This window comes from Epibacterium sp. HA2-3, from assembly GCF_055693725.2.
The window spans coordinates 1,202,430-1,214,575 of record NZ_CM172490.1; the positions used below are offsets into that span (position 1 = coordinate 1,202,430).

A 12,146-nucleotide genomic window follows, 5' to 3' on the forward strand; every position below is an offset into this window, starting at 1 on the left:
ACCGAAGATCACGCAGAGACCAGGGCCACGTTTGACGCAAGGTCGAACCCATCGCCCGCGTTCTCGAGATAGGCGACCACCTCGCCGTTCACGGTGACCTCGATATCGGAAGATCCATCAGAATTGACGACCGTGTTGTAGTCGAGATCTGGTGCAGCGCCGGAGTAGCGGTAGAGCACGACTTCGTCTTCCACGTCGAAATCGCGAATGATCACCTGTTCGCCGGCTTGTAGCCAGTCTCCGACCAGGAACGTGTCGTCGCCGGTGCCGCCTGAGAGGACGTCACCCGCGCCCCCCACCAAGAGATCATTGCCCGCGTCGCCATTCAAAACGTCGCTCTCTTTGTCATCCTCAAAGAGGAAGTCGAGGTTGGCTGGGCTGGTCTCACCATCAAGGAAGGCCTCGCGCAGGGCGGACGCCGAGGTGAGAGAGGTATCAACAAGCAGTTCGCCCCCGTTGATCACATCATCGCCGTCGCCGCCAGAGACCGTGTCCTCTCCGTTGCCGCCGTGAAGCCCGTCTGCACCATAGCCGCCATTCAGGACATCGTCGTCGTTGCCACCATAGAGCAAGTCCTGACCAAGGCTGCCATTCAGGGTGTCCTCGCCGTTCCCGCCGAGCAGAACGTCAAGGCCACCGCCGCCGGTCATGCGGTCGTCGCTGCCCCCTCCCTCGAGGATGTCTGCATCCGCGCCGCCCGAGAGGAAATCATCGCCCGCGCCGCCGTAGAGATTGTCGTTACCATCGCCACCGTAGAGATCATCGCCCCCAATCTGGCCGCCGAGCACATCTGCGCCTGCATCTCCGTGAATGGTGTCATCCCCATCGCCGCCAAAGCTGCTGTCATCGCCGTCGCCAAGCGTGATCAGATCACGGCCATCGGTGCCATCAAGCTGATCTGAACCTGGGGTTCCGGTTTCGGTGTTGTCGGGTGTCGTGTCTTCGGTGTCGTCGTCATCGTCGAGCGCAACAAACGCGCCGATGACCGCAATCGAGCCAATAAGTGCAAGCATCAACATAAAAATACTCCTCTGGCCACCACGAAAATCGGGCCGGGATCGGGTTAATCGCTGTCAGCAAGACGCCGCGAGAATTGCGGCAGGTTTGACAAATTCATGATTTGTTTACGGCAAAACCCTGGCATGTGGAGAATTTTAATCTTCATTTATGAAAACGCAGCGTTTCCAGGCTCTGAACAATCGGGGATACCTGACCTCGACCGGAAATATTGCATTTATTATCAGCGCATTAAATGAAAACGCCGCCCCAAATTGGGGCGGCGCACGCATTTCAGAGAGGGTTTCTCTTAGCGGTTTTCGATGTCGACATAGTCGCGCTGTGTCTCACCGAGATACAATTGGCGCGGACGGCCGATTTTGTTCTGCGGATCACCGATCATTTCTTTCCACTGGGAGATCCAGCCGACGGTGCGCGACAGCGCAAAGATCGGGGTGAACATGGACGTCGGGAAGCCCATCGCCTCGAGGATGATGCCCGAGTAGAAGTCCACGTTCGGGAACAGCTTTTTCTCGATGAAATACGGATCGTTGAGCGCGGTCTGCTCGAGTTCCTTGGCGACCTGCAGGAGCGGGTTGTCTTCGACGCCCAGAAGCTCCAGCACTTCGTCTGCGGACTGCTTCAGCACCTTGGCGCGCGGGTCCGTGTTCTTGTAGACGCGGTGGCCAAAGCCCATCAGACGGAACGGATCGTTCTTGTCTTTGGCGCGTGCGATGAACTCCGGAATGCGATCGACAGAGCCGATTTCCTTGAGCATCTCAAGGCAGGCCTGGTTGGCGCCACCGTGGGCAGGGCCCCAGAGGCAGGCAATACCAGCAGCGATACAGGCAAAGGGGTTGGCCCCGGAGGAGGACGCCAGACGCACGGTCGAGGTCGAGGCGTTCTGCTCATGGTCCGCATGCAGGGTGAAGATCCGGTCCATCGCGCGGCTAAGGATCGGGTCCACGGTGTAGTTCTCGGCCGGGACAGAGAAACACATGTGCAGGAAGTTCGCAGCGTAATCCAGATCGTTGCGCGGATACACAAACGGCTGGCCGATGGAATACTTGTAGGCCATCGCAGCAATCGTCGGCAGTTTTGCAATCAGGCGGATTGCAGCCACTTCACGCTGCCACGGATCGGAGATGTCGGTGGAGTCGTGATAGAAGGCCGACATTGCGCCCACAACGCCTACCAAGGTTGCCATCGGGTGTGCGTCCCGGCGGAAACCACGGAAGAAGTTGTGCATCTGCTCGTGGACCATGGTGTGGCGGGTCACACGGGTCTCGAAATCCTCAAGCTGCGTCGCGGTCGGCAGCTCACCATAGAGGAGCAGGTAGCAGACTTCGAGGTAGTGGGATTTACCGGCCAGCTGGTCGATCGGGTAGCCGCGATGCAGCAGCACACCTTCGTTGCCGTCGATATAGGTGATCGTGCTGTCACAGCTCGCAGTCGAGGTGAAGCCCGGATCATAGGTGAACACTCCGGACTGCGCGTAGAGCTTGCGGATATCCAGAACATCGGGCCCGGCAGTCGGCGAGAAGATGGGGAGTTCGTAGGTCTCACCATTCAAGCTGAGCTGGGCTGTTTTCTGTGTGTCGGTCATAGATGTCCCTTCCTGTTACAGGCGCAGAGAGGGCGGGTGGCCCGTCCCGCGCAGCGGGGCGCCCGCGCCACCAAAGGCGCAGACGCAGTCCTATACGAACGGGCTTACCCAGACCTTAACAAGAGATCCTGACGGGTGCTCAGCCAGTTACGTCCTTGAGCCGGGCCAGAGTTTCCTCGCGGCCCAAGCAAATCATCATGTCGAAGACCGAAGGCGTTACCGCGCGGCCTGCAAGCACAGCCCGCAGGGGGCCAGCCAATTTGCCAAACTTCGTGTCCTTGGCCGCGGCAAATTCATTCAGGGCGGCCTCTAACTCGTCTCGCGACCAGCTAGCATTTTGCAGATGCGGCGTCAATTCGTTCAGTATACCAATGGATACTGGGTCGAGTGCTTTTTCGGCCTTCGCATCCCGTTCCAAGGGGCGTGAGGTCAGCACAAAATGCGCTTTTTCAAGGAGTTCGGGGAAGGTTTTTGCCCGATCCTTGAGGCAGTACATTGCCCGCTCAAGCCCTTGTGACTGTACGTCATTTAGGGCCGGCTGACCGGCCGCGTCCAGATAGGCCTCGATTTCTTGCCGCAGTGCAGCATCATCCGCGATTGCGATATGTTGGCCACAGAGATTTTCGAGCTTTTTGGTGTCAAATCGGGCCGGACTTTTGCCGATTCCGTCCAGATCGAACCAGTCTTTGGCCTGCTCATCGGTAAAGAACTCGTCATCGCCATGCGACCAGCCCAGACGCGCAAGATAGTTGCGCATGCCTGCTGCGGGATAGCCCATCGCCTGATATTCCTGCGCCCCAAGCGCGCCATGGCGTTTGGAGAGCTTCTTGCCGTCCGAGCCGTGAATGAGCGGGATATGAGCATAGACAGGCACGTCCCAGCCCATCGCCTCGTAGATCATCATCTGGCGCGCTGCATTCATCAGGTGATCGTCGCCCCGGATCACATGGGTCACGCCCATATCGTGATCGTCTACCACCACGGCCAGCATATAGACCGGCGTGCCATCCGAGCGCAGCAGGATCATATCGTCCAATTGCGCATTTTTGATGGTCACATCGCCCTGAACCTGATCACGAATGACGGTTTCGCCGTCTTTGGGCGCCTTGATGCGGATCGCAAAGGGCGCATCGGGGTGCTCAGAATCGGGCGTGTCGCGCCAGGGCGAGTGAAACAGGGTCGATTTGCCCTCGGCCTTGGCGGCCTCGCGAAAGGCGGCGATTTCTTCCTGGGTGGAGAAACACTTGTAGGCTTTGCCCTCGGCGAGCAGCTGATGCGCCACTTCGGCATGGCGCTCGGCGCCTTCAAACTGGCTTACCACCTCGCCGTCGTGATCCAGCCCAAGCCACGCCATGCCCTGCAGGATGGCGGCGGTGGCTTCCGGGGTAGAGCGAGCGCGGTCGGTGTCTTCGATCCGAAGCAGGAATTTGCCGCCGCGGCCACGCGCAAAAAGCCAGTTAAACAGCGCGGTGCGCGCGCCGCCGATGTGCAAAAAGCCTGTGGGCGAAGGGGCGAAGCGGGTGACGACCGGTTGGGACATGTGGGGCATTTACCTTTTGGAAACCTTGTGGGGTCAACGTTTGTCGCCTGTGTACCGAGCCAGAAGGCAGGGAGCAAGCGTGCGCGTGTTTGGCGCTCTTGATGCAAGGCTGCAGGCCCAGCGGGGACATCTGTTTCCATGGGTGCCGGTCTTCTTTGGCCTCGGGGTCGGACTGTATTTTGCCTCTCCCATGGAACCCCAGCGGTTGCATTACCTCGGCATCCTGCTAACGGCGGGGGGGCTCGGCGTGCGCGCGCGTCGTGGAGAAGGAGTTGGTCTCCTTGCGGGGGCGTTGCTCTTGGTGGGGCTTGGGTTTTGCTACATGGGGCTGCGCGCGCATCAGGTTGGCGCGCCGGTTCTGAGCTATCGCTATTATGGCCCGGTCGAAGGGCAGGTGCTTGCGGTGGATCGCTCGGCTTCGGATGCGATGCGGATCACGCTCGGGTCGGTGCGGCTTCGGGATGTGTCGCCCGCGCGCACGCCGGACAGGGTGCGAATTTCGCTCTTTGAGGGCTCCGCCCCGATGCCCGGATCATGGGTGATGACCACCGCCAATCTCTCGCCCCCGCAAGGACCCGCCGAACCGGGCGGCTTTGATTTTCGCCGTCATGCCTGGTTCCTCGGACTGGGGGCTGTCGGCTACAGCCGTGTGCCGGTGTTGCGGACCGGTCCACCCGAGGTCTTGCCGGTGGCGACCTTGCGGGCGCAGCTTTCTGAGCGGGTGCGGGCGGCCATGCCGGCTGACACAGGCGGCGTCGCCACAGCGCTTATGACCGGGGACCGGGCGCATGTGCCGCGACATGTGACCGAGAACCTACGCGCGAGCAATCTGGCGCATCTTCTTGCGATTTCGGGCCTGCATATGGGGCTGTTTGCAGGGGTGGTCTTTGCCAGTCTGAGGCGTTGCTTCGCGCTCTGCCCGCCGATCGCCCTGCGTTGGCCAGTCAAGAAGCTCTCGGCGGCTGTGGCCCTTGTCGCGAGCTTTGGCTACCTGCTCCTCTCGGGCGCCAATGTAGCCACCGAACGTGCCTTCCTGATGGTGGCGGTGATGCTGGTCGCGGTAATGCTGGATCGGCGGGCGATCTCGGTACGGGCCGTCGCCCTAGCGGCCATGCTTGTACTGCTGCGTCGCCCCGAAAGCCTGCTGAGTGCGGGGTTTCAGATGAGTTTTTCGGCAACCCTTGCGCTTGTTGTGGCCTTTCAGCTGTTGCAACCCTGGTTCCGCCCCGGGCGAGGAGGCGTATTGGGGGCGGCGGCACGCTGGGGGCTTGCGCTATTGGTGTCGTCGCTGGTGGCAGGCCTTGCCACAGCCCCGTTTGGGGCGGCGCATTTCAACATGATCTCGCACTATGGGCTCTTGGCCAATCTGGCGGCGGTGCCGGTCATGGGCGCGGTGGTGGTGCCAGGCGCAGTGCTGGCGATCTGCCTCGCGCCCATCGGGGCCAGCGCGGTTGGATTCTGGATCATGTCGCAGGGCATCGCCTGGATCCTGAAGGTGGCAGAGACCGTGGCCACATGGCCGGGCGCGCGCGGTCATGTGGTGGCGCCGGAGGCGTGGATCCTGCCGGTTCTGGTGGCGGGCGCCTTGTGGCTGCTTTTGTGGCAGGGGCGATTTCGTTGGGCAGGGTTGATCCCAATTGCGCTGGCGCTTGTGGTCTGGCCATTCTCCCCCCGGCCCGAGGTTCTGATTTCTGCCGATGGCGGGCTTGTGGGCGTGATGACAGAGACAGGGCGCGCGTTGTCGCGCCCAAGCGGCAAGAGCTTTGTTGCAGGGATCTGGCTCGAGAATGACGGCGACGGGATGGACCAGGCCCGCGCCTATCGCCGTATTCTCGAGGGGCGAGATGGAAAAGTTCAGATCTTCCAATCCATTGGGAGGCGTTTTGTGCATGTCTTGGGCAAGACGGGATTGCGCGCATGGCAACCAAGCTGCGCACGAGGAGAGGTCATCATCCTCTCGATAGAGGTCGAGCCCCCCGCAGCCGGAGACTGCCTCTGGCTGACGCCCAGACAACTGCGGGAAACGGGCAGCATCGCCTTTGCCGGAGATGGCGCGATGATCACCGCCAACGGGCAGGCGCGCCGCCTGTGGTCGGTGCCCTGAATAAACGTCCTGACAAAAACGCCCGGCCACAGAATATGCGGCCGAGCGAGAAATGGTGCACGCAGGTGTTTGCTCAGTAGGTGCGGATCAGCCCCACCAGACGCCCCTGCACCTTCACTTGATCCTCGGTATAGCTGCGGGTGGGGTAGGCCGGATTGGCGGCGTGAAGCTCGATCATGCGGCCCTTGCGTTCAAACCGTTTGAGCGTGGCCTCATGTCCCTCCACGAGGGCCACCACGATGTCGCCATTGTCTGCCGCGTCGGTCTCGCGGATCACCACCACATCGCCGTCGTTTATCCCGGCGTCGATCATCGAGTCACCGCGCACCTCGAGGGCGTAATGCTGACCCGAGCTGGAGAGCATGGCATTGGGTACCGCCACATGGGCGGCGGCCTGGTTGATCGCCTCGATCGGGACACCGGCTGCAATCCGGCCCATGATCGCGAGTTCCGTCGCCCCGGTGTCTGCCACGGGTTTCAATTCTGCCGCAGCGCCGTCGTCGGCACTGTCACCCCGGCCGCCGGCGATCACTTTGGGCTGGAAGCCATCGCTCGCAGCACCAAGCGCGCCGCCACCGCCTAGACTGTCGGGCAGGCGGATCACCTCGATGGCGCGGGCGCGATGGGCAAGGCGGCGGATAAAGCCGCGCTCTTCCAGCGCCGTGATCAGACGGTGAATGCCGGACTTGGACCGCAGATCCAACGCGGTTTTCATCTCATCAAAACTGGGAGGGACGCCATCCTTCTGCAGACGCTTGTGAATAAACTCCAGTAGCTGAAGCTGTTTTTTCGTCAGCATGGCTGCCCCCTCTGCACAATATCGTTGTTTATGTTCTATTCATGTTCCCGTTTTGTGTCAACGGGTCGGGTCATAAGGGGAACATAAAAAGCCCAGCTAAGGCGCAGAGACATCAGAGATTTCAGGCTAGAGCGGCAGATACTCCACCAGAGAGCCCGCCTCGCGCGCGGGGTCATTGGGGGGACGCACGATCAGCGCTTCGGCCTGAGCAAGGACCGACAAAAGCGAGCTGTCCTGACTGTCGAAGGCCTGAACGTCTGCGCCCCGCCATATGGCGCGCATGTAGTGCTGGCGGGGTCCATTGGCGGGCAGTGGGGCGGCAAGGGGCGCTTGTGCAAGTGGCTTGGTCTTGGTGGGAAGGCCAAGCATGGCTTCGATCATGGAGACCACAAAGACCCGCCCGCAGACCATGGCAGAGACCGGATTTCCGGGCAGCCCCACCATGGATCCTTCGCCAAAACGACCTGCCATCAAGGGTTTACCGGGGCGCATCGCGACTTTGTAGAAGGCACGCTCAAACCCGAGGCTCTCGGCCACGCCTGCAACCAGATCGTGATCCCCCACGGAGGCGCCGCCGATGGTGACGATCAGATCGGCCTCCCGCGCCAATCCAAAGGCAGTCTGCAAGGAGGCTTCTGTGTCGCGGGCAATCGGCAGCACCCGCACATGCGCGCCGTGTTCTTCGAACATGGCCTTCAGGCCAAAGGTGTTGGAGACGATGATCTGATCGGGGCCGGGGATCTCGCCGGGCATCACCAACTCGTCGCCGGTCGACATCAGGGCCACCACGGGACGGCGCCGCACGGGCACCTCGGCGATGTTCATCGCGGCCAGAAGCGCGATATCAGCCGGGCGCAAAAGGCGCGGCGCGTCGATCGTTTGTCCGGCACGAAAATCGCGGCCACGGTCGCGGATATTGGCATTGTCGCCCGGCGCGTCCGTGATTGTGATCAGATCGCCTTTGCGGTCCACATCTTCTTGAATCACAACGAAACTTGCACCCTCCGGCACCGGGGCGCCGGTAAAGATCCGCACGGCTTGTCCCGCGCCGACACGGCCCTGGAACCCATGTCCGGCTGCGGCCTCGCCGATGACCTTGAACATCGCGTGGCGTTCGACTTCGTCCGCATTGACCGCATAGCCATCCATCGCAGAGGCCGCAAAGGGCGGCTGGTCGCGGCGGGCCGAGACCGGTTCGGCCAGCACCCGCCCTGCGGCCTCTGCCAGTGGGACGGTTTCAACCGTGAGCGGCGCGACAAGGTCCAGAAGGGCGGCGCGGGCGTCAGCGACGGAGATCATGGATCACGCCTCATACCGACCGGATTTGCCGCCGTCTTTGAGCAGGACCCTTATGCCTCCGATTTCCATCGCCTTATCAACGGCTTTGGCCATGTCATAGACGGTGAGGCAGGCCGTGGAGACCGCTGTGAGCGCTTCCATCTCGACGCCGGTCTGGCCGGTGGTCTTGACGGTGCCCTCGACGCGCACGCCGGGCAGATCAGGGTCGAGCGTCAGCTCCACGGCGACCTTGGTGATCGGCAGCGGGTGGCAGAGCGGGATCAGTTCGGCGGTTTTCTTGGCGCCCATGATTCCGGCAAGGCGCGCCACAGAGAGAACATCGCCTTTCTTGGCGCGACCTTCGCTGATCACGTCAAAGGTCTCTTGCGCCATCTTGATATGGCCCTCGGCCACGGCAATGCGCGCGGTCACGGCCTTTTCGGAGACGTCGACCATATGGGCATCACCCTTCTGGTCAAAATGTGTGAGCGACATCGGCGGTCTCTCCTGTGGACAGATCAAAAGGGTCAGTTCGATTGGATCAGAGCGAGGGGGTCAGCGGGTTTGCAAGGATCGCGCGGGTGGCGGCGGTCACATCCTCCTGACGCATCAGGCTCTCACCGATGAGGAAGCTGCGCGCGCCATACCGGGCCATGTCGGCCAGATCCTCGGGCGTGAACAGGCCGCTTTCACAGACGATCGTGCGATCCGGCGGCACCATCCGCGACAGGGTGCGGGTGGTGTCGAGCGTGGTCTCAAAGGTCTTGAGGTTGCGGTTGTTGATGCCCATGAGGGGCGATTTCAACAGGCAGGCACGGTCCAGTTCTTCTTCGTTGTGGACCTCCAAGAGCACATCCATGCCCCATTCAAAGGCGCAGGCTTCGAGCTCGGCCGCTTGTGCATCGCTGACAGAGGCGAGGATGATCAGGATACAGTCGGCGCCAAGCGCGCGGGCTTCGGCCACCTGATAGGTGTCGTACATGAAATCCTTGCGCAGGCAGGGCAGATCGCAGGCCGCGCGCGCCGCCACCAGATAGTCCTTTGCGCCCTGAAAACTCGGCGTATCTGTCAGCACCGAAAGACAGCTCGCGCCCCCTTCGGCATAGGCTGTGGCGAGCGTGGCAGGGTCGAAATCTTCGCGGATCAAACCCTTGGAGGGGCTTGCTTTTTTGATTTCGGCAATCAGCCCATAGCCCTGATGCGTGGCCTTTTGCAGACGCTCGGCAAAGCCGCGTACGGGATCTGCGGCGCGGGCCTCGGCTTCGACATCCGCAAGCGGTTTGGCGGCTTTGTCGGCGGCGACCTCTTCGAGCTTGTAGGCCTTGATTTTGTCGAGGATGGTCTCAGACATCGAAGATGCTCCCTTGGGCTGGACGTGGGTCTGCCCACGTGATCGGCGGCTCGCCACGCGCGGTGAGCCAGTCGTTGATCGCCGAGAACACGCGCGAGCCGAAAAAGCCCCGGCGTGCCGACAGCGGTGAAGGATGGGCCGTCTTGACGATCAGGTGATCGCCGGGACGAATGTGGCTTTCGAGCTTCTGCGCCTGATTGCCCCAGAGCACATAGGCCGTAGGGCGGCGCGAACTGAGGTCGAGCACCTGATGGGCCAGCTCTTGCCAGCCCAGCGATTTGTGGCCGTTGGCCTCGCCTGCGGGGACCGATAGCACTGTATTGAGCAGGAGCACACCCTGCGCCGCCCAGGGGCGCAGATCGCCGGTCTCCGGGCAGGTGCCGAGATCGTCGCGCATTTCCTGATAGATGTTGCGCAAGGACCGGGGCAGGGGCGTCACATCCGGTTCAACGGAAAACGACAGCCCATGCGCATGGCCCGGCGTCGGATAGGGGTCCTGACCAAGGATCACCACGCGGGTGGACTCGGGCGGGGTACGCTCCAGCGCGGCAAAGCGCTGATGCGCAGGGGGCAGGATCTGGCGCGTCTCCTTCGCAAGCGCTGCTTCGATCCGGGGCCAGTGGGTTTCAAAGAAGGGCAGCTCCGCCCAGCCCCCGACCGCAGGCCGCAGGGCTGAGGCGTGGTCTTGCAGGGCCATCAGCTGGCCTCCGACGTGATCCGTGCAACCGCCGTCACCTTGCCCAGAGCGGCACCGCTGTCGATGCTTTCGGCAGCGCGTTCCGCGCCCTCCTTGAGCGACGACACCACGCCGGCCACCTTGAGTGCTGCGGCAGAGTTCAAAAGCACCGCATCCCGGTAGGCCGAGGGCGTGCCTTCGAGGAGGGCGCGGAAGGCGGCGGCGTTTTCGGCGGGCGTGCCACCGACGATGGCCTCAAAGGGATGCTCCGGCAGGCCTGCCTCTTCGGGGTGGACCTCGAATTCGGAGATGTTGCCATCCTCCGAGAGACCCGCAACCCAGCTGACACCCGTGATCGTGAGCTCATCAGTGCCGTCAGAGCCATGCACCAGCCATGCGACCTCGGAGCCGAGCTGTTTCAGCGTCTCCGCCATCGGTCGGATCAGGTCACGGCTGAAGGCACCGGTGAGCTGGCGTTTGACATCTGCGGGGTTGGTGAGTGGGCCGAGGATGTTGAAAATCGTCCGCGTGCCAAGCTCCTGACGGGTGGGCATCACATGGGCGATTGCCGGGTGATGCATGGGCGCCATCATGAAACAGATGCCCGCCTCTTTGAGGGACTTTTCGACCACTTTCGGGCCAACCATGACCTGAATGCCCATCTCGGTGAGCGCATCTGCGGCGCCGGATTTGGACGACAGGTTGCGGTTGCCGTGTTTGGCGACGGGCACGCCTGCACCGGCAACCACAAAGGCGGTTGCGGTCGAGATATTGAGCGTGCCTTTGCCATCACCGCCGGTGCCAACGATGTCCATCGCACCTGCGGGGGCCGAGACCTTGTTGCATTTTGCACGCATCACGGCGGCGGCGGCGGCGTATTCGTCCACCGTCTCGCCGCGAGTGCGCAGGGCCATCAAAAGACCGCCCATCTGGCTTGGCGTGGCTTCGCCATTGAACAGTGCGGCAAAGGCGGTTTCGGCTTCGGTTCGGGTCAGGGCGCGATCCGCGGCCAGACCGATCAGGGGTTTCAACGCATCACTCATGCCGGCACTTTCATTTCATTCAGGAAGTTTTGTAGCAGCGCATGCCCGTGCTCTGACGCAATGGATTCCGGGTGGAACTGCACGCCGTGGATGGGCAACTCCTTGTGCTGCAGCCCCATGATGGTGCCATCCTCCAGCTCTGCGGTGATCTCCAGGCAGTCGGGCAGGCTCTCGCGCTCCACCACCAGTGAGTGATAGCGGGTGGCATCAAAGGGCGACGGTAGCCCCTTGAAGAGACCTTTGTCGGTGTGGTGCATTTTGCCCATCTTGCCATGCACGATCTCATGGCAGCGCACGACCTTGCCGCCAAAGGACTGACCAATGGTCTGATGGCCAAGGCAGACTCCCAAAAGCGGCGTGCGGGTTTCGGCGGCGGCCTCTGTCAATGCAAGGCAGATCCCGGCCTGATCCGGGTCACAGGGGCCAGGGCTCAGCAGGATGCCCGCAGGCTTCATCGCCATGGCTTGCTGCACGTCCAACGCATCGTTTCGCCAGACCTCGATCTCGGCGCCCAATTCGCCCAGATAATGCACGAGGTTGTAGGTGAAGGAGTCGTAGTTGTCGATAAGCAGCAACATCTTGGGACGCTCTTTTAAGGGTGGCGGGCGGGGTGCGCGCCGCAGTATAGTGTGTGGGACCATACATGTTCAGGGATGCGCGGCAGCGTCAAGGGCACATCCGGTCTGGCGCGCGTCAGACGGTAAAGATGACCGGCGCTGAGGCCTTTGGATGGGCGGCGCGCGTGAGAAAGAG

At 62.0% G+C, this 12,146-nt stretch carries 11 protein-coding genes; 1 reads left to right on the forward strand and 10 read right to left on the reverse strand.

Going from position 1 to position 12,146, the window contains the following annotated elements:
- Positions 1–8: 8 nt before the first annotated feature.
- The 3 genes from ACZ1HH_RS05550 to gltX all read right to left on the reverse strand — a co-directional run bounded on the left by ACZ1HH_RS05550 (position 9) and on the right by gltX (position 4,142).
- Positions 9–1,019: a calcium-binding protein gene (locus ACZ1HH_RS05550; protein WP_472636090.1), complete on the reverse strand. Its 1,011-nt coding sequence runs from the start codon at positions 1,017–1,019 to the stop codon at positions 9–11.
- 287 nt (positions 1,020–1,306) lie between these two features.
- Entirely contained in the window at positions 1,307–2,602 is a 1,296-nt protein-coding gene (gltA, locus tag ACZ1HH_RS05555; RefSeq protein ID WP_011538472.1) for a citrate synthase, read from the reverse strand.
- Positions 2,603–2,741: 139 nt separating this feature from the next.
- Complete coding sequence (gene gltX / locus ACZ1HH_RS05560) at positions 2,742–4,142, reverse strand: glutamate--tRNA ligase (protein ID WP_472636091.1); 1,401 nt, start codon at positions 4,140–4,142, stop codon at positions 2,742–2,744.
- 79 nt (positions 4,143–4,221) lie between these two features.
- Between gltX and ACZ1HH_RS05565 the strand changes: the two genes are divergently transcribed.
- A complete protein-coding gene (locus tag ACZ1HH_RS05565) occupies positions 4,222–6,246 on the forward strand; it encodes a ComEC/Rec2 family competence protein (RefSeq protein ID WP_487320420.1) in 2,025 nt (674 codons plus the stop codon).
- Positions 6,247–6,319: 73 nt separating this feature from the next.
- Here ACZ1HH_RS05565 and lexA read toward each other — a convergent pair whose 3' ends face one another.
- The 7 genes from lexA to ACZ1HH_RS05600 form a co-directional block, all read right to left on the reverse strand.
- Entirely contained in the window at positions 6,320–7,045 is a 726-nt protein-coding gene (gene lexA, locus ACZ1HH_RS05570) for a transcriptional repressor LexA (protein WP_472636093.1), read from the reverse strand.
- 126 nt (positions 7,046–7,171) lie between these two features.
- Positions 7,172–8,344, reverse strand: a complete 1,173-nt coding sequence (locus tag ACZ1HH_RS05575; RefSeq protein ID WP_472636094.1) for a molybdopterin molybdotransferase MoeA — start codon at positions 8,342–8,344, stop codon at positions 7,172–7,174.
- Positions 8,345–8,347: 3 nt separating this feature from the next.
- A complete protein-coding gene (moaC, locus tag ACZ1HH_RS05580; RefSeq protein ID WP_416368320.1) occupies positions 8,348–8,818 on the reverse strand; it encodes a cyclic pyranopterin monophosphate synthase MoaC in 471 nt (156 codons plus the stop codon).
- 46 nt (positions 8,819–8,864) lie between these two features.
- Positions 8,865–9,674: an indole-3-glycerol phosphate synthase TrpC gene (gene trpC, locus ACZ1HH_RS05585; protein ID WP_416368321.1), complete on the reverse strand. Its 810-nt coding sequence runs from the start codon at positions 9,672–9,674 to the stop codon at positions 8,865–8,867.
- Entirely contained in the window at positions 9,667–10,371 is a 705-nt protein-coding gene (locus tag ACZ1HH_RS05590; protein ID WP_472636095.1) for a uracil-DNA glycosylase, read from the reverse strand. Before ACZ1HH_RS05590 ends, trpC begins: the two co-directional genes overlap by 8 nt.
- Complete coding sequence (trpD, locus tag ACZ1HH_RS05595) at positions 10,371–11,393, reverse strand: anthranilate phosphoribosyltransferase (protein ID WP_472636096.1); 1,023 nt, start codon at positions 11,391–11,393, stop codon at positions 10,371–10,373. The genes ACZ1HH_RS05590 and trpD overlap by 1 nt, the downstream gene beginning before the upstream one ends.
- Positions 11,390–11,971 (reverse strand): anthranilate synthase component II, encoded by a 582-nt coding sequence (locus ACZ1HH_RS05600; RefSeq protein ID WP_011538481.1) that lies wholly within the window; start codon positions 11,969–11,971, stop codon positions 11,390–11,392. The genes trpD and ACZ1HH_RS05600 overlap by 4 nt, the downstream gene beginning before the upstream one ends.
- Positions 11,972–12,146: the final 175 nt, after the last annotated feature.

Excerpts from the sequence above, each read along its gene's own strand:
- ACZ1HH_RS05550 (WP_472636090.1), bottom strand. The coding sequence starts at position 1,019 with ATGTTGATGCTTGCACTTATTGGCTCGATTGCGGTCATCGGCGCGTTT.
- gltA (WP_011538472.1), bottom strand. The coding sequence starts at position 2,602 with ATGACCGACACACAGAAAACAGCCCAGCTCAGCTTGAATGGTGAGACC.
- gltX (WP_472636091.1), bottom strand. The coding sequence starts at position 4,142 with ATGTCCCAACCGGTCGTCACCCGCTTCGCCCCTTCGCCCACAGGCTTT.
- lexA (WP_472636093.1), bottom strand. The coding sequence starts at position 7,045 with ATGCTGACGAAAAAACAGCTTCAGCTACTGGAGTTTATTCACAAGCGT.
- ACZ1HH_RS05575 (WP_472636094.1), bottom strand. The coding sequence starts at position 8,344 with ATGATCTCCGTCGCTGACGCCCGCGCCGCCCTTCTGGACCTTGTCGCG.
- moaC (WP_416368320.1), bottom strand. The coding sequence starts at position 8,818 with ATGTCGCTCACACATTTTGACCAGAAGGGTGATGCCCATATGGTCGAC.
- trpC (WP_416368321.1), bottom strand. The coding sequence starts at position 9,674 with ATGTCTGAGACCATCCTCGACAAAATCAAGGCCTACAAGCTCGAAGAG.
- ACZ1HH_RS05590 (WP_472636095.1), bottom strand. The coding sequence starts at position 10,371 with ATGGCCCTGCAAGACCACGCCTCAGCCCTGCGGCCTGCGGTCGGGGGC.
- trpD (WP_472636096.1), bottom strand. The coding sequence starts at position 11,393 with ATGAGTGATGCGTTGAAACCCCTGATCGGTCTGGCCGCGGATCGCGCC.
- ACZ1HH_RS05600 (WP_011538481.1), bottom strand. The coding sequence starts at position 11,971 with ATGTTGCTGCTTATCGACAACTACGACTCCTTCACCTACAACCTCGTG.